Source organism: Microcoleus sp. T2B6, from assembly GCF_036700475.1.
Classification (GTDB): Bacteria; Cyanobacteriota; Cyanobacteriia; order Cyanobacteriales; family Microcoleaceae; genus Microcoleus.
The window spans coordinates 1-17,408 of the sequence record NZ_JAUBOZ010000051.1 but is presented as its reverse complement, the minus strand read 5'-3'; the positions used below and the strand labels follow the sequence as shown (position 1 = coordinate 17,408).

Annotated in this window: 12 protein-coding genes; 5 read left to right on the top strand and 7 right to left on the bottom strand. The window is 45.0% G+C overall.

The window, feature by feature from the left end:
* Positions 1-74: 74 nt before the first annotated feature.
* Complete coding sequence (locus QUA00_RS21165) at positions 75-218, top strand: hypothetical protein (protein WP_333305303.1); 144 nt, start codon at positions 75-77, stop codon at positions 216-218.
* A gap of 205 nt (positions 219-423) precedes the next feature.
* Here QUA00_RS21165 and QUA00_RS21160 read toward each other — a convergent pair whose 3' ends face one another.
* The 3 genes from QUA00_RS21160 to rpsT all read right to left on the bottom strand — a co-directional run bounded on the left by QUA00_RS21160 (position 424) and on the right by rpsT (position 2,013).
* On the bottom strand, positions 424-606 hold the full coding sequence (locus QUA00_RS21160; RefSeq protein WP_333305306.1) for a hypothetical protein: 183 nt from the start codon (positions 604-606) through the stop codon (positions 424-426).
* On the bottom strand, positions 575-1,354 hold the full coding sequence (locus QUA00_RS21155) for a TatD family hydrolase (protein ID WP_333411016.1): 780 nt from the start codon (positions 1,352-1,354) through the stop codon (positions 575-577). Before QUA00_RS21155 ends, QUA00_RS21160 begins: the two co-directional genes overlap by 32 nt.
* Positions 1,355-1,710: 356 nt before the next feature.
* A complete protein-coding gene (rpsT, locus tag QUA00_RS21150) occupies positions 1,711-2,013 on the bottom strand; it encodes a 30S ribosomal protein S20 (RefSeq protein WP_333066838.1) in 303 nt (100 codons plus the stop codon).
* A gap of 1,288 nt (positions 2,014-3,301) precedes the next feature.
* On the opposite strand from rpsT, the gene hisD reads away from it, so the two are divergent.
* The 3 genes from hisD (at position 3,302) to QUA00_RS21135 (ending at position 7,881) form a co-directional block, all read left to right on the top strand.
* Entirely contained in the window at positions 3,302-4,615 is a 1,314-nt protein-coding gene (gene hisD / locus QUA00_RS21145; RefSeq protein WP_333305308.1) for a histidinol dehydrogenase, read from the top strand.
* A 322-nt stretch (positions 4,616-4,937) separates the two neighbouring features.
* Positions 4,938-5,366: a universal stress protein gene (locus tag QUA00_RS21140; protein ID WP_333107034.1), complete on the top strand. Its 429-nt coding sequence runs from the start codon at positions 4,938-4,940 to the stop codon at positions 5,364-5,366.
* Between the two features lie 472 nt (positions 5,367-5,838).
* Entirely contained in the window at positions 5,839-7,881 is a 2,043-nt protein-coding gene (locus QUA00_RS21135; RefSeq protein WP_333411015.1) for an ATP-binding protein, read from the top strand.
* A 180-nt stretch (positions 7,882-8,061) separates the two neighbouring features.
* Here QUA00_RS21135 and QUA00_RS21130 read toward each other — a convergent pair whose 3' ends face one another.
* The 3 genes from QUA00_RS21130 to QUA00_RS21120 form a co-directional block, all read right to left on the bottom strand.
* The gene (locus tag QUA00_RS21130) at positions 8,062-9,390 is read right to left on the bottom strand and encodes a carbamoylphosphate synthase large subunit (protein WP_333411014.1); all 1,329 of its coding nucleotides are present in this window, start codon (positions 9,388-9,390) and stop codon (positions 8,062-8,064) included.
* A 142-nt stretch (positions 9,391-9,532) separates the two neighbouring features.
* Positions 9,533-10,426, bottom strand: a complete 894-nt coding sequence (locus QUA00_RS21125) for an isoaspartyl peptidase/L-asparaginase family protein (RefSeq protein ID WP_333411013.1) — start codon at positions 10,424-10,426, stop codon at positions 9,533-9,535.
* A gap of 604 nt (positions 10,427-11,030) precedes the next feature.
* Positions 11,031-11,663 carry an alpha-ketoglutarate-dependent dioxygenase AlkB gene (locus tag QUA00_RS21120; protein ID WP_333411012.1) on the bottom strand — a complete coding sequence of 211 codons (633 nt, stop codon included), beginning with the start codon at positions 11,661-11,663 and terminating at the stop codon, positions 11,031-11,033.
* A gap of 344 nt (positions 11,664-12,007) precedes the next feature.
* Between QUA00_RS21120 and QUA00_RS21115 the strand changes: the two genes are divergently transcribed.
* Positions 12,008-12,280, top strand: a complete 273-nt coding sequence (locus tag QUA00_RS21115) for a hypothetical protein (protein ID WP_333411011.1) — start codon at positions 12,008-12,010, stop codon at positions 12,278-12,280.
* Here the strand turns inward: QUA00_RS21115 and QUA00_RS21110 are convergent.
* Positions 12,252-17,408 (bottom strand): AAA family ATPase (locus tag QUA00_RS21110; RefSeq protein ID WP_333411010.1); only part of this gene is annotated, 5,157 nt, incomplete at its 5' end. The two genes, QUA00_RS21115 and QUA00_RS21110, sit on opposite strands and share 29 nt — an antisense overlap.

Below are 17,408 nucleotides of genomic sequence, written 5' to 3'. Positions count from 1 at the left end.
CTTTTTACATGGCGCCAAGGCTGGGCTTTTTTACCTTGTTGCGTTTTTTTGATGGATTGTGTGAGAGAATTTATATGATGTTTTCGATCGCCTGCCAACTGATGCAACGGTTATTTTTGCTGGTGGCTCGCAGTATTTTTGTGCGGATTTTAGTTTCGATCGAGATGCTTTTAGCTCTGATCTCGTGGTATCCCTGGGTGAATTCCCTACACTTTTGACTCCTAAAATTGACTTGACAGCTATTGCCAAATTGCTGAGGTTCCAAGTTTCTTCTGATGTGTAAGTTTGAGTGTGTAAGTTTGAGGTATTGCGTGAAGTTTTGACCGATCCCGAAGGTTAGCGTACTCGCGTTGTGTTGGTAGTTCCTGGGCGACATCGCAGTCGCGGAGACTAAGCCAACGCCCGATCGGTCGGTTCTTTTTATTATAGGACGCAAATCCGATCGCAACAGGCAACGCCAAAAGAATCTCCAATAAAGGATGAATCCGGTTTTTCTGGCTGGATAGAAATGGGATTGTCCCGATCGCTGGCTCCTAAACCAACCTGTTTTCCTCGTTTCTCTGTTCTGCTATAACTAAACAGAAAAGCCGAATAGCTGACAGGCATTTTCGGTTGTCTGCTGGGACAGAGTTAAGAGAGAAACTCCTCTCAATTTAGCAACTTGCTCGGCTACGTAGTAGACGTAGGCTGGTTCGTTGCGTTTTCCCCGCTGGGGTACGGGGGCGAGAAAAGGGCAATCTGTCTCGACTAGGATGCGATCGCTATTTACCATACAAGCTGATTCTTGTATTTGCAAGGCTTTTTTAAAGGTGACTGTTCCGCTAAAACTAATGTAGAAACCTAGGTCTAAAAACCACTGGGTTTCTTCGGGTGTGCCTCCCCAGCAGTGCATGACCCCGCGCACTGGCCCGCGTGTTTGCCAAAAGTTCCTCAGCATTTCGGCCATTGGGGCGGCGGCGTCGCGACAGTGGATAATGACTGGTTTGTCAAGTTCCTGGGCGATTTCAAGCTGTGCCTCAAACACTTTAAACTGGTGTTCTCGATCGTCAGCTTTATAAAAGTCCAGTCCGGTTTCGCCGATCGCCACTACCCTAGAGTCCGAACTTGCTAATTCCCTAATCTGGCTGGCAGTCTCGTCTTTCCACTTGTCCGCATCTAGGGGGTGGAGTCCAATCGCAAACGAGACTTCTGCAAACTGATTGGCGATTGCTTGAATACCGGCAAACTCTTCTGGCTCTACACAAGAATGAACCAGCCGAACTACACCAGCTTCGCGCCAGCGTTCTCGAATGGCTTCTAACTCAGATTTGTAGGTCTCAAAGTTGATATGAACGTGAGTGTCGATGAGCTGCATGGGGGAAGCAGATTAGAGGTGATACGGGAGAGTCTTGGTGGGATAGGGCGAGGGGGGAGTGAGAGAGTCTGGGAGTGGGAGTGGCAGAGAGTGTGCGGGAAAAATCTTCCGTCTTCTTTCTTCCTTCTTCCTGCTTCACGCTTGACAATCAAGCATCCAGGATACCCGCCACGTGATTCATCCGTCCAGAAATAAAAAACCTGTATCCGATGAAACTTGCCCCCCGAATTTATCTCGCGCAAGTCAATGCTTCAATCGAAAATCGAAAATCGAAAATCGAAAATCGATTGACTTCTTCCCTCAACATCCATCCCTTCAATCTTGTACACTGCTTCGTTGCCGAACTTTCTGCTTCCTTAAGACGCTACCGAGGATGTTTCGTGTGGCTTGAGGGTTCTTGCCAAGCGGGACTTTTTACGAGCGCCGTTGTTGCGGTGGAGTACACCTTTTTTGACAGCTTTGTCAATTTTGCTGTAGGCCTCAGACATTCGCTGCTGGACTTCTTGCATTAATTCCGGGCTCGGAGCTGCGGCGTACTTGTCTACGGCCGCGAAATACTTCTTCATCAAAGTTTTGACCGCTGACTTGTAAGATTTGTTGTACAAGCGGTTACGTTCGGCGATTTTGACTCGTTTGACGGCGGACTTAATATTTGCCATAGTTCAGTTGCTGGAAGTAGGTATTCATTGATACACCCTAGTCTCAAGACAGTCCCAAGACACGGGGATTTTGAAGGACAACCTTTTCGGGATCGATCCGCAAAAAGCTTGATTTTTAATGGCGGAGTGAGACAGCCACTTTCCATTCGCTCAGATTGAGATTCAGATTGAGCTGAGTCTGTGGCTACTTTTTGGCGGCGCCCGCGCAATAATTTTTTATTGACTCATTTAACTGCCTGTTCTTTACCCCTGACAATACCCACAGGTATGACACGGGTGTTACGGAGGCGTTTTGCGGTGTTTCCACCGTCACGAGTTAAAGTCACGGTTTCTTGCGCGCAATTTTCAAGTATACAATAATTTGGCGTTTTTTTATAAAAAAATTATCAGGTGTTGGAAAAACTAATATAGCACCTATTTTGCTTAAAATCCAATTCTCTGAAAAATCCAAGTTAAGCTATAAGAAAGAATACGGGTTATTTGGGCTTCGGCAAGAAGCACTTACCGAAGGTAGAAGGTAAAAAGCTGAAGGTAGAAGGTAGAAGGTAGAAGACAGCCGGATCAGAAGGTAGAAGGTAGAAGGCAGAATCAAAATTCTCCCCCTCGAACACTCTCCCTCTCGGATCATATCGGGGTCTGACACTCTCCCCCTCTGCGTTCCCACCCTCTCCCTCCGCAACCGGTTCTCTGGCGGGCAATTCCTAGAGTTGGACTTGCATAGCCAAAAAGTTTACTAAAATTAGTCATACTTAACTTGAATGGTTAACATTCGGGGCGGTATGATTACATCAGTGCCGAAAACAAAGGCTTAATTATCTGGGAGAGTAAACCAGCGTGCAAGTCAAAACTGACCAGCCTATTACAAGGTCGAACGGGAGTCCGCGTTTCGTTAAATGGGTTGAAAATATTGGATGACTCATGGCTAAAAGCTTCAACTAAAATTAACTCAATTAGGGTGGGCTACACCCGAATTAACGCCTGTGGACAAGAAGGAGCCGACTCCCTTGGGTGAAACAGGAAGCAGACCCTTCAGGAGCAATCCTGATTGAATGGTGAGACTTAAATAAGTTTAGCCAAGTTTTGTGTAGCAGAAGGTTGTGACTTGTCCTCAGTGTTGCAAAATCCTCGACAGAGATTTAAACGCTGCACTGAAGCCTTGGAAAATGCCGCGACTATCGCGGTTTAAGCTTGTGGACTGGTGGTGGCCTACTTCTCTAGGAGATAGCCACAAAAATCCCCAATTGTCAAGCAAATGTTAGTGAAGTTATAGACGGCATTCCTAATCTCCATGCTGCGAATCATTACTCAGTGGGTTGAGGCACAAGCTGAACTGCGACGGATCTGCGATCGCACCCATGACGAACTTGTCGTTCACAAAGAAGCCACCGTGCGGGAGGTGCTGCAAGCTGTAAGGCGCAGAGGCGATCGGGCTGTGCTGCACTACACTGCTGAATTTGACCGCATGACCCTAAATGTGGAAGATTTACGGGTGACAGGCGCCGAATTGGATGCTGCTTACCAGCAGGTGTCAAAAGAATTATTAAATGCCATCCGGCTGGCTTGCAAACAGGTAGAGGCGTTTCACCGACAGCGCGTACCCAAGTCTTGGGTGCAGTTTGGTGATGACGAGATTGTTTTGGGCAAGCGCTACACGCCGGTCGATCGAGCGGGAATCTACATTCCTGGCGGTCAGGCGTCCTATCCAAGCTCGGTGATCATGAATGCGGTTCCTGCGAAGGTCGCCAAGGTGCCGAGACTGGTGATGTGTACTCCCCCCGGACAGGAGAAGAAAATGAATCCTGCGGTGCTGGTAGCGGCTCAGGAAGCGGGAGTTGATGAGATTTATCGGGTAGGCGGGGCGCAGGCGATCGCGGCTTTGGCCTACGGTACGGAAACTATTCCGAAGGTGGATTTAATTACTGGGCCGGGGAATATTTACGTCACCCTGGCTAAAAAACTGGTTTACGGGACTGTGGGAATTGATTCTCTGGCTGGCCCGTCGGAAGTGTTGATTATTGCGGATGCTTCGGCGAATCCTGTACACGTGGCTGCGGATATGTTGGCTCAAGCTGAGCACGATTCGATGGCGTCGGCAATTTTGCTGACGGCGGATTCGGTGCTGGCTAGAAAGGTGGTGGCTGAGGTAGACAGACAGTTGGCAAATCACCCGCGCCGAACTTTAACAGAAAAGGCGATCGCCAACTATGGTTTAGTCGTGGTAGTTGACTCGCTCAAAGCGGCGGCGGAACTCTCTAACGAGTTTGCGCCCGAACACTTGGAATTGCAAGTGGCAGATCCCTGGGCTTTGCTCGACCAAATTCGCCACGCTGGGGCGATTTTCTTGGGCTGCTCGACGCCGGAAGCTGTAGGTGATTATTTGGCTGGCCCGAATCACACTTTGCCGACTTCTGGGGCTCCGCGCTATGCGTCGCCGCTGGGTGTCGAAACTTTTATGAAGCATTCGAGTTTGATTCAATATTCGCCGGCTGCACTTAAGAAGGTGAGTAGGGCGATTAATGTTTTGGCAGAAGCTGAGGGGCTTCCTTCTCACGCTGATTCGGTGCGGCTGCGGACTGAAAATGAGGGAAAGGGTGAGTTTTAGATGGTAGATTTGAGATTGGCGATCGGCAAAATACATAGGTAGTCAAAAGCGAGTGAAATGCAATGAAAGGAAGCAATTCTCTTGCGATTATGGTAGCTTTACATTCTGTGACAAGCGACCCAGTTTATTTGCACCTACGGAGTTACGCACTGCGGGCTTAAGAAACCCGGTTTCTTCCAGAATCTTGCTTAAATGACGCAATTATGTTAAGAAACCGGGTTTCGGGGTAGGTAATAATGATGTTGGTGGGAAGGGCGAAATTGTGGAAAGTAGGCGACAATCAGCGAAAAGTTAAAGTCTAGTATCTGAAATTTAAAGGTGCATGGTATTGAATACTGTTTTGGTAGCGATCGACAATTCAGAGTTAGCGACTCAGGTATTGCAAGTTGTAGGGCAATTTCAGCTAGAACCGACGGCAAAGGTGATTCTAGTTCATGTTGTCAGTTCTGGTAGGTCGGATTTTGACGCGGTTGTCGATCGACCTCACGCTCAGGGAGATGAGATTGCTTACCGAGAGGTGGAGAAGTTACTGCAATCTTATCAGGAAAAGTTGCCTTGCCAGAGCGAATTGGAGATTGTTTCGGGACAACCAGCAGAAGAAATTGTGCGTTTGGCTCATATCTATAAAGCCGATTTAATTGCGATCGGCTGTCGGGGTTTGACTGGTTTAAAGCGAATTTTGGAGGGTTCGGTGAGTGCGGAGGTTGTGGCTGAGGCTCCTTGTTCGGTGTTGGTGGTGCGGGCGAAGTAAGTAGGCTGGTAAATGCGATCGACTATTGCATTCACATAAACCAAGACATAGCCTTTCGATCTCTCATATGAGGTACTATCCGGCATAGGGCATAGGGCATAGGGCATAGGGCATAGGGCATAGGGCATACCTCACTTTTTTGAGAAAGGCTATAGCTATTAATATCATTTGTTAGTTGAATGTAAAAATTAACGACTTATCAAATATATGCTATTTGGTCAATTTACCGACCAACGGAAAAATAAAAAACTTCCAGTAAGCGATCGCTTGTAACCGCAGATTAACGGGGCTACAAAAAGGGCGAGTCACGATCGGGATAGCTCCGCTTCAGGCTTCTTTGATGAATTGATATTATGATAGACAAAGAACCAATGGCTAAGCATTATCATCTATGCCTCCAACTGCGAATTGTCTAAAAATTCCTCTGCGCGGTGTTCTTGTTGTTCCATTTGTTCTACAAATCTTTACAGCAGTGAGCTTAACAGGTTGGCTTTCCTTACGCAATGGACAAAAAGCGGTTAACGATGTGGCGGCTCAACTTCGTCAGGAACTAATAGCACGCATTGAAGGAGAACTCAAGCAATATATCAACAAACCTCATGATATCAATCGTGTGAATTCAGTCGCTTTTGCACAGGGCCACATGGACATGGTGAATGGCCGCAACGCTAAGCAATTGTTGACCCAAGTGCAAATCTCCCCTTTTGTTTTTGGCTCCTATTGTGGCGATGCCCAAGGACATTATCTAGGGGCCGCTCGTCGAGAGTCAACAATCGCGATGACTGCGAGTAATCAAGAAACAAACTATCATTTTACTTCTTATGAAATGGATAATAGAGGCGATCGGCAAAAATTCCTAGAACAGGTAAACTCTTCTTACGATCCTCGCCAACGCCCCTGGTATCTTTCTGCTGTGAAAGCAGGGAGGCCTACTTGGAGCAATATTTTTGTGAATATTGTCAACAATGGTAAGCCTGCAATTACTGCCAGCGAACCTGTCTATGACTCAGAAGGTAAACTTGTGGGTGTCTGTGCCACTCTTGTTGTCCTCTCAGAAAATTTAAGGGAATTTCTGGGAAGTTTGTCTATTGGTAAAACAGGTAAGGCTTTTGTGATGGAGCGATCGGGTTCAATGATTTCTAGTTCCACCAAAGAGCCACTAATCAAAGGAAAAGGTCAAGCTCAGAAGATGATTGACGCCGTGGAAAGTAGCGAACCATTTGTGCGGGAGACAGCTAAATATTTGCAGAAATATTTTGGTAAGTTTGACCAAATTCATAAATCAGAACAGTTAGAATTTACCCTCAACAGTGAAAGGCAGTTTGTTCAGTTGCTACCGCTGAATGATGGTAGAGGCATGGATTGGCTAATTGTAGTCGTCGTGCCTGAATCTGATTTTATGGAGCAAATAAATTATAATAGAAATACGACGATTATCCTTTGTCTGTTATCACTGGTAATCGCAACAGGATTAGCAATTATCACTTCACAATGGATAGCTAAACCTATTCGGCAATTGAGTCAAGCCAGTCAGGCGATCGCCGGTGGAAATTTCGAGCAAAATGTTTCCGACACTCTCGTAGAGGAATTGGTAAGTTTATCAGTATCTTTTAATCAAATGAGTCACGAATTAAAGAACTCTTACCAAACCCTTGAACAAAAAGTAGAAGAACGCACTCAAGAACTACGGGAGACTCAAGCCCAACTCATCCAAAGTGAGAAAATGTCATCTCTGGGGCAACTGGTAGCCGGGATTGCCCATGAAGTGAATAATCCCGCGAATTTTATTCACGGTAATTTATCTCATCTTAGCCAATATACCCAAGATTTACTAGAGCTAGTACAGCTTTATCAAAAGTATTATCCCCAGCCGGTATCGGAGATTCAAGCCAAGTCGGAAGATATTGAGATAGAATTTTTGAGCGAAGACTTATCAAAACTGCTCAAGTCTATGCAAGTAGGTTCTGAACGTATCCGCGATATTGTTAAATCTCTACGGAACTTTTCTCGATTGGACGAAGCAGATATCAAAGCAGTCGATATCCATGAAGGCATTGAAAGCACCCTGATGATTCTGCAAAATCGTCTCAAGGCCAGACACACACATCCAGAGATTGAAGTGATCAAAGAGTACGGTAATCTGCCGCAGATCGAATGTTATGCAGGACAGCTTAACCAGGTATTTATGAATATTCTGACAAATGCTCTGGATGCTTTAGATGAGCGAGATCGGGTGGAGAAAAAGACAATTCGGATTAGTACGAGTCTGTATAACTCAGAATTGATCAGAATTTGTATTGCTGATAATGGGTGTGGCATCACAGAGGAAGTCAAAAAACGGCTATTTGACCCATTTTTTACCACCAAACCGGTAGGAAAAGGTACGGGAATGGGGATGTCTATTAGTTATCAAATTGTGATCCAAAAGCATAAAGGGAAACTGTGGTGTACATCAGAACCCGGAGAAAGAACAGAGTTTTGGATCGAAATTCCCCTCAATCAAAGTGTTATTTAGTTGAGGATATTCGCGAAGTGTGGCATTATCTTGCCGAACCCGATGAATCTGGTCACTTCAAAGCTGTGGAACCTTCAATTTTGATTTTTGATGGCCCGTTTGCCGATATCACCGAAGCCTGCGATCGAGATGAGCGGGAAAACCGCATAACCGCTGCAATCGGTAGAATAGATATTAACCCTATTGCTGCAATCCCTTACTGTGCAACTTCTGCTCGATGTGCTGCATATCCTTCATATCCTCACCAGCAACTATCCCGTAAATTTCCGTGTAGATTTTCCCGTATTTAACCTTCTCTAAAGCTGACAAGATTATCAAGTCCTTGCGATCGAGTTCGGGTTTCAGGGTGACAAGAATCGATTCCAAAGTCCCATCCATTCGCCAGTCACTCGAATATTTAGCCACATCCTTTCCCAGCCCCAGTAAGGTATGGCGCTGCACACAAAGCGGAGTCGAGCCATTAACTCGGAAATTGGCATCAATGGCATACAACTGTCCCTCAGAATCTTCCAGCACGTCGAAGCCAATAACGCCGAAATAACCCTGTTGGTGAGCATATTTACCAATAGCGGCAATCATCTCAAAAAACCTACTCATGTCGGTTTCGCGGTAGTGAATCAGTCCCCCTAAATAGCTGCCCTCTGGAGTGACAAGTTGGCCGGTAGTGCCGATAAGCGTGATATTTCCCGTTTTGCTTACATAGAACTGCACGCAATAGTTCTGCACTTCATTCTTGACGAATTCCGAGACAATAATCGTATCCAGCAACTTAATATCGAGATATTTCCTCACTTCCTGCAAGCAGTAGTTCAGATCGCTGGCGCTTTTGATAATATAAGTGCCTTCTCCAGAAAGTCCGTGGGATGTTTTAATCAAGTAGGGGAATTGCTCTGGTAACTGAATGCTTTCGAGATTGACTTCGTGCAGATTGTAGCTTTCGTATTTCGGACATTGCACGCCTAATTCTGCTAGCGTTGCTTTGCTGAGCAAGTGGTAGTGGATGTCGGGATGAACGGCGTGTTTTTCGGGTTTGAGATTGTCGAAGGGAAATAGAGTCAGGAGTTTGTCAAAGCGATCGCTTACGCTGAGATCTTCGAGATAAGTTGAGCAGTCTATCATCTCCATACTGCTGTTGCTGAAGCCCAAATGCTCCCGCCAATAGTCAATCAGCGAGTTCGGCGGGTGATTAATCACAATTCCTGGGATGGCATCGCCTAACACTGCCAGATTTTTCCAAGGTTCCTTCTGGCCAATCTTGTCGAAAGAAGTTTTGGTGGCTTCACTGCTGCCGTCTTGAATAAAGTATTTTTCCCTGTTGGGGTAAGCAGCCCAACTGGCAGTTGCAGGGTAATTGAGGATGAACGCATAACGTGCATCTGTGATGTCTGGAGCAAACAAATCGGAAAGAGAATTACCCTGAAAGTAAGGAAAGTCGTATGTTGAGTTCATAGGAATATCCAAGTCTAGTTTGAATTGAACTGTTTTTCCGGCCACTAAGTAGCTCGACATAATTAAAAGTAGGGTGGGCAATGCCCGCCCTACAAATTGAAAAACTGTTTATTGATGTCCAGCTACTTAATACCTAGGAAACAAGATATTAGTTGCGGAATTTTAACTCTCTGCAACTAGAGAGACTTTAACCTCAATAATTTCAACGATGGGCGAGTTGTTTTTTCTTAGTGAACACAGCCACCTTGTCCATTTCTGAGGTTCTATAAGCACAAGCCATGTCGGTTGAGTTATGCGCCCAGCCAACCCGCCCTTGAGGGTCTATGAGGATGCACCCAGCTTCTCCTGCCACCTTAGATGCCAGAGTCTCAATTGCCATCTTCGCTGCTTCGTCTGGGTGCTTGCCGGACGCTAGAATGTCGATCGCCGTCTTAGCCAAAACTACTGGCATAATCGACTCGCCATCGCCTGTGGTCGAGCAAGCGCCCTGTACATTTTCAGCAAACAAGCCTGAGCCAATAATGGCGCTGTCGCCGACGCGACCGGCCGGCTTATTCATAGTGCCGCCTGTGGAGGTACCCGCAACTAAGGTGCCATTACTATCCAAAGCTACACAACCAACGGTATTGGGGCGGTCAATAACTTCTTTTTCCTCCTCCCACTCTTCCTGTTGCTCATCTGCGATTAAGTCTTCTTTTGTACACATCTCGGCTCCACTTTCTGCAGCAAACTTTTCTGCATGATCCGCTACTAAGAACATGGGTTTTTTATCCATAATCTTTCGCGCCACAGAGATGGGATGGCGCACGCCTTGAACATTTGCGAGGGCTCCCCAAGCTAATGAACCGCCTTCCATGATCCCTGCGTCTAGCTCTACCTCTCCCTGATTGTTGAGAACCGATCCAAAGCCTGCGTTAAATGTCTGGTCAGCTTCCAGAACGCGGATAGCTGCCTCAACAGCTTCTGCTGCTGTACCCCCGCTTGCGAGCACTGCCCAACCCGCTTCTGCGGCTGCGGTACAGCCTGCATTGTTGGCTGCAACCTTCTCTTCGGTGATGGTTTTTGCTCCACCGTGGACAATAATGCTTAGTACCATAAATTTCCTTTTTTTTATCTTAAGCTCTACTTAAAAATTTCTTACATTAATCAATTTTTAAGTAGTTTTTTCTCCTTCATAGTTTTATACCTTAGCTGTGTTTAATTTGGGGTTCTTCTATCTTCAGAGATAATTATTTTTGTCGAGCTTTGTGTTCCTTCAGACCTAGCTATTTACAAATTATTAATAGATATCTGAGCAAAGTTATGTCAATAGTGTGAGGTAATTTGGCTGCGAGTTAGTTAAGGAAATTGAAAGATTTAGGGAGTAAAGAGGGGGTAAAATTTAAGGCGATGCACTACACATTAACAGGCAAAATGGGTAAACCTGAAGGATGAGACTTTGAGATAAAATAAGTGCGATCGCGCTTCACATCACTCTGAGCCTTTCTGCTTACCCGCCAAAAACCCCCGCAGCGGCAACAAACTAGCCGTTTGACCAAAATTCAGCCGTAGCAGCGGCCCTCCCGTGCGATCGCTAATTCGGCGGTACTGTTATTGCTGGGCGAAAATCGCTACTTTTACTGTTAACAAAAGTTGCATTTTTTTTATTAAAACCGCAAGTAAAAGCCGATAAACGCATAGGCAAATTACCATTAATTCAGTTAGCTTACTTTCCTGAAAGTAAGGTTGATTCTTGCTTCAGTAACTTTGGCTGCTTTCGGGATTTGGTGTTGCCAAAAATGCTGGGTTACTCCTTTCATCAGCAGGAAACTTCCAGGAGTTAATTGAATTTCTAATTTCATTTGTTTTTGGTATTTGTGCCTGAGCATAAAACGACGAGTAGCCCCAAAACTTACAGAAGCGATCGCGGGGTTTTCACCAAGTTCTGATTCATCATCACTGTGCCAAGCTACACTATCTTTGCCGTCGCGATATAGATTAATCAATACGCTGTTAAACAATGTACCTGCTATTGCTTCTATTTTAGATTTGATTGTTATGAGTGTAGGTGTCCATAGATTAGGCTCCATTTTTATTTGGGAATAAGTGTAAGATTTACCTGCATCTCCGTACCATGCGCTAAGTCGCGGTATAGCGACTTGCTTGCCAAAAAGCAGGGCCACCTCTTGCTTCCAATTAATAGTGCTGTACAATTGGGCAAATATCTGGTTGCTCTCATTGTTATTGAAGAAGTCGCGGTACATGATTATTTCGGCATCAGGCAGAGATAATTGCTGACCATGCTTCTGGCTTTCTGCTTTTGGCTCTTCCCACAATGAAAGTTGAGTGTACATAAATCTGCTCGATGATTACTTTTTACTGAATTTTATAAATATAGCAATCCTAAATGATTCAGATAAATTTGTAGGGGTAGTGCTAAGAGTGCCTACCCCCTATCTATAGGGCAACCGGGCGTGGGATTGCCCCTACAATAATTATGAGAATGATTTAGGATTGCTATATACAGTTGTTGACACAAGCACTGCCCAGCTTTACCATTAATCATGTAAAGCTAATTTTAACATTTTAACAAGACAAGGATAATTACTTTTTGTAACCTACATAAATTTTTATGTATTCACCAACCCAATCCTGAATCGTGATTAAAGATGAGAATGGTGTCAATTAGCTATGTACTATGAATTGCTTTCCAATAATTAAATCTGTTCTTGATGAAGCTTATGTCCAAATTCCAGGAGATGAAGCTAAAAAGGATGAGGTAATTAATGACGCACTAGAAGACTTGCGAGGAGAATATTCTCACCTATCGCAGCAATGTAACATAGATTCTAGCGACCCGAGGTTGATGGGGTTGTCACCCCGTCAAATGAAAATGATCTCCCCCTCCAACAATGTAGCGATCGAGCTTTGGACTTTTATGATTAATCTAAATGGTATAGCCTGTCTTTGATTTTTGTGCGAGTCCTTAAAGTAGACTGACAGCGTTCCCAATAAATTTTAGCGACGGCATCGCCCTGATTCTGACGCCAACACTCGGCAAACAGCCGCCCCGCTTTAGCTAACTTCCCTTCTGAGTAAATTTCCAAAGCTTCTGCAAACAATTCCAACGTAGCTAACTTGCCCTCTTTAATTTCTGGCGGATCAGCATCAAATACCTCATAAACTGTTACTAATTCAGATTTTCCCTTGACTTTTACCGTATCGAGGGTGCGGATTGCGTACTCGGATGGATTTTCTAAGCGCGAGTAAGTTTCCTGGGTGATTAACAGCGACACCCCATAATTTTTCGTCAAACTTTCCACGCGAGAAGCTAAATTCACCGCATCGGAAATTACTGTGCCCTCCATACGATTTTGTCCTCCCACCGTTCCCAGCATCAAAGAACCGGTATTAATTCCAATCCCTATTTGAATCGGGCCATAGCCAGAATTAGCCCGGTGTTGATTATATTCAACGAGGCTCTGCAGCATAGCAATTCCGGCTTTCACCCCATGATCCGCCGCGCCGCTAAACAGCGCCATAATCGCATCGCCAATATATTTATCAATAAACCCGTTATTTTCATTAATGACGGGTTCCATGCGAGAAAGATAGGCATTGATAAATCTGAAATTGTCCTCCGGCGTCATGCTTTCCGAAAGCGTGGTGAAGTCGCGAATATCGGAAAATAGCACCGACATTTCCAACTGCACTTGGTCGCCCAATTCGACATCAATAATGCTTGATTTATTTAGAAAATGGAGGAATTGATTGGGGACGAAACGCTCGAAAGCTTTGTTGAGTTGGAACAGTTCATTGGTAAATCTGATTCGCTCTGTTTCGGCTTTTTTGCGCTCTGTGATATCTTGGAAGGCTACAATTGCATAAGAAATGTTGTCCTTTTCATCATAGATGGGAGTACCCCAAGCCTCGATCGGAATAATCTTGTCGCCTTGGTGGATTTCCATATCGTCAGCGGTGGCATTTTCGCCCCTCAACGCCCGCACAGCCGGCAATTCTGCCGAGGGATATTCCTGCTCTGTTCCAGCTTGATAGACTTGATAAACCTCTGGTATTTGCTCGCTGGTGACTTCAGGGATAACTCCTTTACCTAATAATTGAATAGCAACGCGATTACTATAGTAAAATTTGCCAGAAGCATCCAGCACTGACACCCCCACTGGAATTGCTTCTAAAAATTGAGCGAGTCTGTTCTCACTTTCGCGGACTTCTGTATAAAGCTTAGAATTTTGGATCGAGATCGCCGCCTGTCCAGATAACAGTTTTAATAGTTCCACTCTTTCTGGCGTAAAAGATCCGGCTGTCAGATTGTTTTCTAGGTAAACAATACTGACGATTTGAGATTGGTTAATCAGTGGCACACATAAAATTGATTTGGGCTGATTTTTTCGGATGTAGGGGTCGTTGGTAAATTGTCCCTCTCGGACAGCATCATCAAGTACCACGCTTTCTTGAGTGCGGGCCACATAGTTGACAATTGCGGAGGAAAGTTCTTGACAGGTGTCAACGGGGATTGACTGCAACACGGTGACTTGTTGGGAATTTATTGTGCCTTCAGCTTCAATTAACAGCTTTTCCTGGCTTGATAAAATTAAAGAGCCTCTTTGCGCTCCTGCACTTTCCATCAAAATTTTCATCAATTTAGACAGTAATTTATCCAGCAGGATTTCGCCAGAAATGGCCTGAGAAGCTTTCATTACTGTGGTGATATCTAAGTTAGAACCAGAACCCTTGGTCGTCACTGTTGGAGTAGTTTTAGTTGGTTTTCTTCCTACTAGAATCGCTGACAATAACTGGGGATATCGCGTTTCTAAATCTATTACCTTAGCAGTGGCTCCCCATTGGATATAACAATAATACGCCTCAACCATGTAGGTCTGAGCAATTTTTTCTTTGCCCCATTCTAGATAAAATTTGGCTGCTAGTTCGTTGGCAAGGGCTTCTTCGTTGAGGAATTGGTTTTCTTTAGCGAGTTGAATAGCGCGATCGTACATTTCAATCGCCTCAGCTTTATTGCCCAAAACGCGATGTTTTTCGGCCTCAACTAAATACCATTTATGCAGATAATTCATGGGAGCATTTTCCGCCCACTGTTGTAAAGTGGTTTGATGTGTTTGTACCTGAGCGATAATTTCTACTTGCTCAATTTCTAGCTGTGTGGGAAATAGCGCTAAGTGTGTTAGGGCAGCATAGAAAGGGAAAATGGGAAAATAAACACTTCCCGATACTGCCATCAAATACGACTTAACTTGGGTAATGTGGTATATGGCAGCCGAATAATTGCCAAACGAGTAAGCAAGAAGTAGTTTGTTGATGTAGATAAAAGCTAGCGCTGTGAATTCATTGTTCTGATAGCGCTTAGGAATAATTACAGTTTCATCGTATGCAGTTCCTATTAAGCAATCCGGTTGACTCACACATTCCGTCAAGTTCTGCACCGTCTGCCGCATCATATCCAAATAATCCTGAGCAGAATATTGCTTCACCATATCTAAGGCAGTGCTGTAATCTGCTAGTTCGGCTCCCCAATGGTCTAGTTCTACCCCACCGAAAAAGTTGGCATAAAAGTAAATAGTTATGTTGTAGCCAGCGTAGAGAAAATCGCCCGTTTCCATGCCCGCCGTGTAGCCATCTTTCAGCGTCGGTACCGTTGCCCAGAGAGCTTCTTGGTGATGCTGAATAAAGCAACTAAACACAAACAGAATCATGGACTTTAATTCGGGCACATTGAACCGATCGAGCAATGAAAGTGCCAATTTACCAAAGGCATAACCCGTTTCCACCTGTCCTAAAAAGGCACACAGAACCATCCCGTGCATCGCATACCCCACCGTCGATGCGGGTGCATTCCCAAAGCAGAGCGATAAACTCACCATCGTGGAGGTAACTAGGGGCAGCAAACCGGGCATTGCTTGAAAAATGGGTGCACATAACATTCTTAAGAGTTGCATAGCTGCCTGAGCCTTGGCATCAGTCATCATCGGCAGATTAGCTAGTTCTTCAATCCGTTTATGCTGGAGTTGGCCGGCAAGGGCTTGTAGCGCTTTACTAATCAAGGCTTCGTCAGGTGCTGTGGGTAGTTCAACACCCAGTTGTAAGAGTGCATTTCTGCCGACTGCGATCGCTTCTAACACCTTGCCCTGAGCTGTCTGGGCGGCAATTTGAATTTCGTAAATTTTAACTTTGTCTAAAATCGTCTGAGCATTCTGCAACACCAATGCTGCCATCTGTTCCATACCCTCAATGTCACCATTCAAATAGGCGGCTTCGGTAGCAGCAATATAGAGATTCAGCGTCAACTCATACTGACTTTGCCAGCAGTTGGCCCTCAGTAGCTCAATCCCTGTTTGCAGATAGATATTTGCGGCTGCATAGGCGGTAGAACTTCTCGCTTTACCTCCCGCTTCTAAGTTTAGTTGGGCTAAGGCTTCTCGTTCGCTTAATTGATTGATTAAATCAATTCCTTGATTAAAATGCCCCACTATATCAAAGAGTTTGTCTTCTCTTTCTATCTCCGAATAATTTTGGAGGAGTAACTGTCCGATTGTGAGATGAGTAGCTTTTTTTTCGTTTTCGGGTATTAGGGAATAAGCCGCTTGCTGGACGCGATCGTGCAGGAAGCGATAAGTTGGATTGGTAATAGACTCAGTATTGGATTGAGCATCTGTGGGAATGAAGCATTTATAGCCTTCTGTAATCGGTAAAATGAGTCCTTCTTGCAAGGCTTTCCATAGTGGTGATGCTGTTTGTTCGGGTAATTCTTCGTTGACTATTGCCAATGTATCTAAATCAAACTGCGCCCCAATGCAGGCGGCAAGTTTGAGAACCTCCTGAGTAATGGCCGGCAACTTCTGCAATTGCAACGCCATAAACTCCACCACATCCGAGGCGTGGGTAAGTCTAGCTTGAGCAATATCGCACTGCCAATGCCCTACATCCCAGTCAAAGATAATTTGACCATCTTCATACAGCGACTTGAGGAATTGAGTAGAGAAAAAGGGATTACCTTTGGTTTTTTGATAAACCAATTCTGTCAATGGCCCGGCAAAGGATAAATCGCAAATCAGCGTATCTGCTACCAACTGATTGATATCTCTTTGGCTCAACGGTTCCAGCGTAATAGTGTTCACCACTGCCCCAGACTTAACAATCTCATCCACTGTTAACATAAACGGATGAACAGGGGTGACTTCATTATTCCGATAAGCACCCAATACTAACAGATGCCCCCTATCCTCCATTAACAGTTGTAGCAACTTCAGGGATGCCGAATCCGCCCACTGCAAATCATCTAAAAATATCACTAATGGATGTTCTGCTGTGGTAAATACTTGCACAAATTTCTGCATCAGCAGATTGAAGCGATTTTGGGCGGCACTCCCCGACAATTCTAGTGCAGGACTTTGAGGGCCAATGATGTGTTCTAATTCAGGAATTACGTCAATCAAGACTTGCCCACTCTCGCCTACTGCGGTGAGAATCAGGGTTTTCCATCTGTGTAACTGAGCGTCAGTTTCTGATAATAATTGTCCCATCAATTCCCGAAATGCTTGCACAAATGCTGAGAAAGGAATATTGCGTTGAAATTGGTCGTATTTGCCTTTGATAAAATAGCCACCCTGTCGGGCGATCGGCTTATGGACTTCGTTCACTACTGCGGTTTTTCCAATCCCAGAAAAGCCAGCCACCAGCATCATTTCGGCGCTACCGATACTGACTCGCTCAAAGGCAGCTAATAGATGATCAACTTCACTTTCTCTGCCGTAGAGTTTTTCGGTAATCAGGAAATGGTCTGTAATATCCAGCGTTCCCAAGTCAAATTCTTCTATGCTATCGGTTTCTTGTAATTGAACCAGACACATTTCTAAATCCTGCTTGATACCCAATGCAGTTTGATAGCGATTTTCCGCATTTTTTGCCATCAGCTTGCTGACAATTTGCGAGACAATTAGGGGAATTTCTGGCTTGATTTCGTGCGGGGCAACTGGTTGTCTGGCAATGTGGCAGTGAACTATCTCTAAAGCATCTTTTGTCTCAAAAGGCAATTTTCCTGTCAGCAATTCGTAGAAGGTGACGCC

Bases quoted from the DNA above. Each gene is read 5' to 3' on its own strand.
- hisD (WP_333305308.1), top strand. From the start codon at position 3,302: ATGCTGCGAATCATTACTCAGTGGGTTGAGGCACAAGCTGAACTGCGA.
- QUA00_RS21120 (WP_333411012.1), bottom strand. From the start codon at position 11,663: ATGTACACTCAACTTTCATTGTGGGAAGAGCCAAAAGCAGAAAGCCAG.
- rpsT (WP_333066838.1), bottom strand. From the start codon at position 2,013: ATGGCAAATATTAAGTCCGCCGTCAAACGAGTCAAAATCGCCGAACGT.
- QUA00_RS21130 (WP_333411014.1), bottom strand. From the start codon at position 9,390: ATGTCGAGCTACTTAGTGGCCGGAAAAACAGTTCAATTCAAACTAGAC.
- QUA00_RS21115 (WP_333411011.1), top strand. From the start codon at position 12,008: ATGAATTGCTTTCCAATAATTAAATCTGTTCTTGATGAAGCTTATGTC.
- QUA00_RS21125 (WP_333411013.1), bottom strand. From the start codon at position 10,426: ATGGTACTAAGCATTATTGTCCACGGTGGAGCAAAAACCATCACCGAA.
- QUA00_RS21140 (WP_333107034.1), top strand. From the start codon at position 4,938: ATGGTATTGAATACTGTTTTGGTAGCGATCGACAATTCAGAGTTAGCG.
- QUA00_RS21155 (WP_333411016.1), bottom strand. From the start codon at position 1,354: ATGCAGCTCATCGACACTCACGTTCATATCAACTTTGAGACCTACAAA.
- QUA00_RS21160 (WP_333305306.1), bottom strand. From the start codon at position 606: ATGCCTGTCAGCTATTCGGCTTTTCTGTTTAGTTATAGCAGAACAGAG.
- QUA00_RS21165 (WP_333305303.1), top strand. From the start codon at position 75: ATGATGTTTTCGATCGCCTGCCAACTGATGCAACGGTTATTTTTGCTG.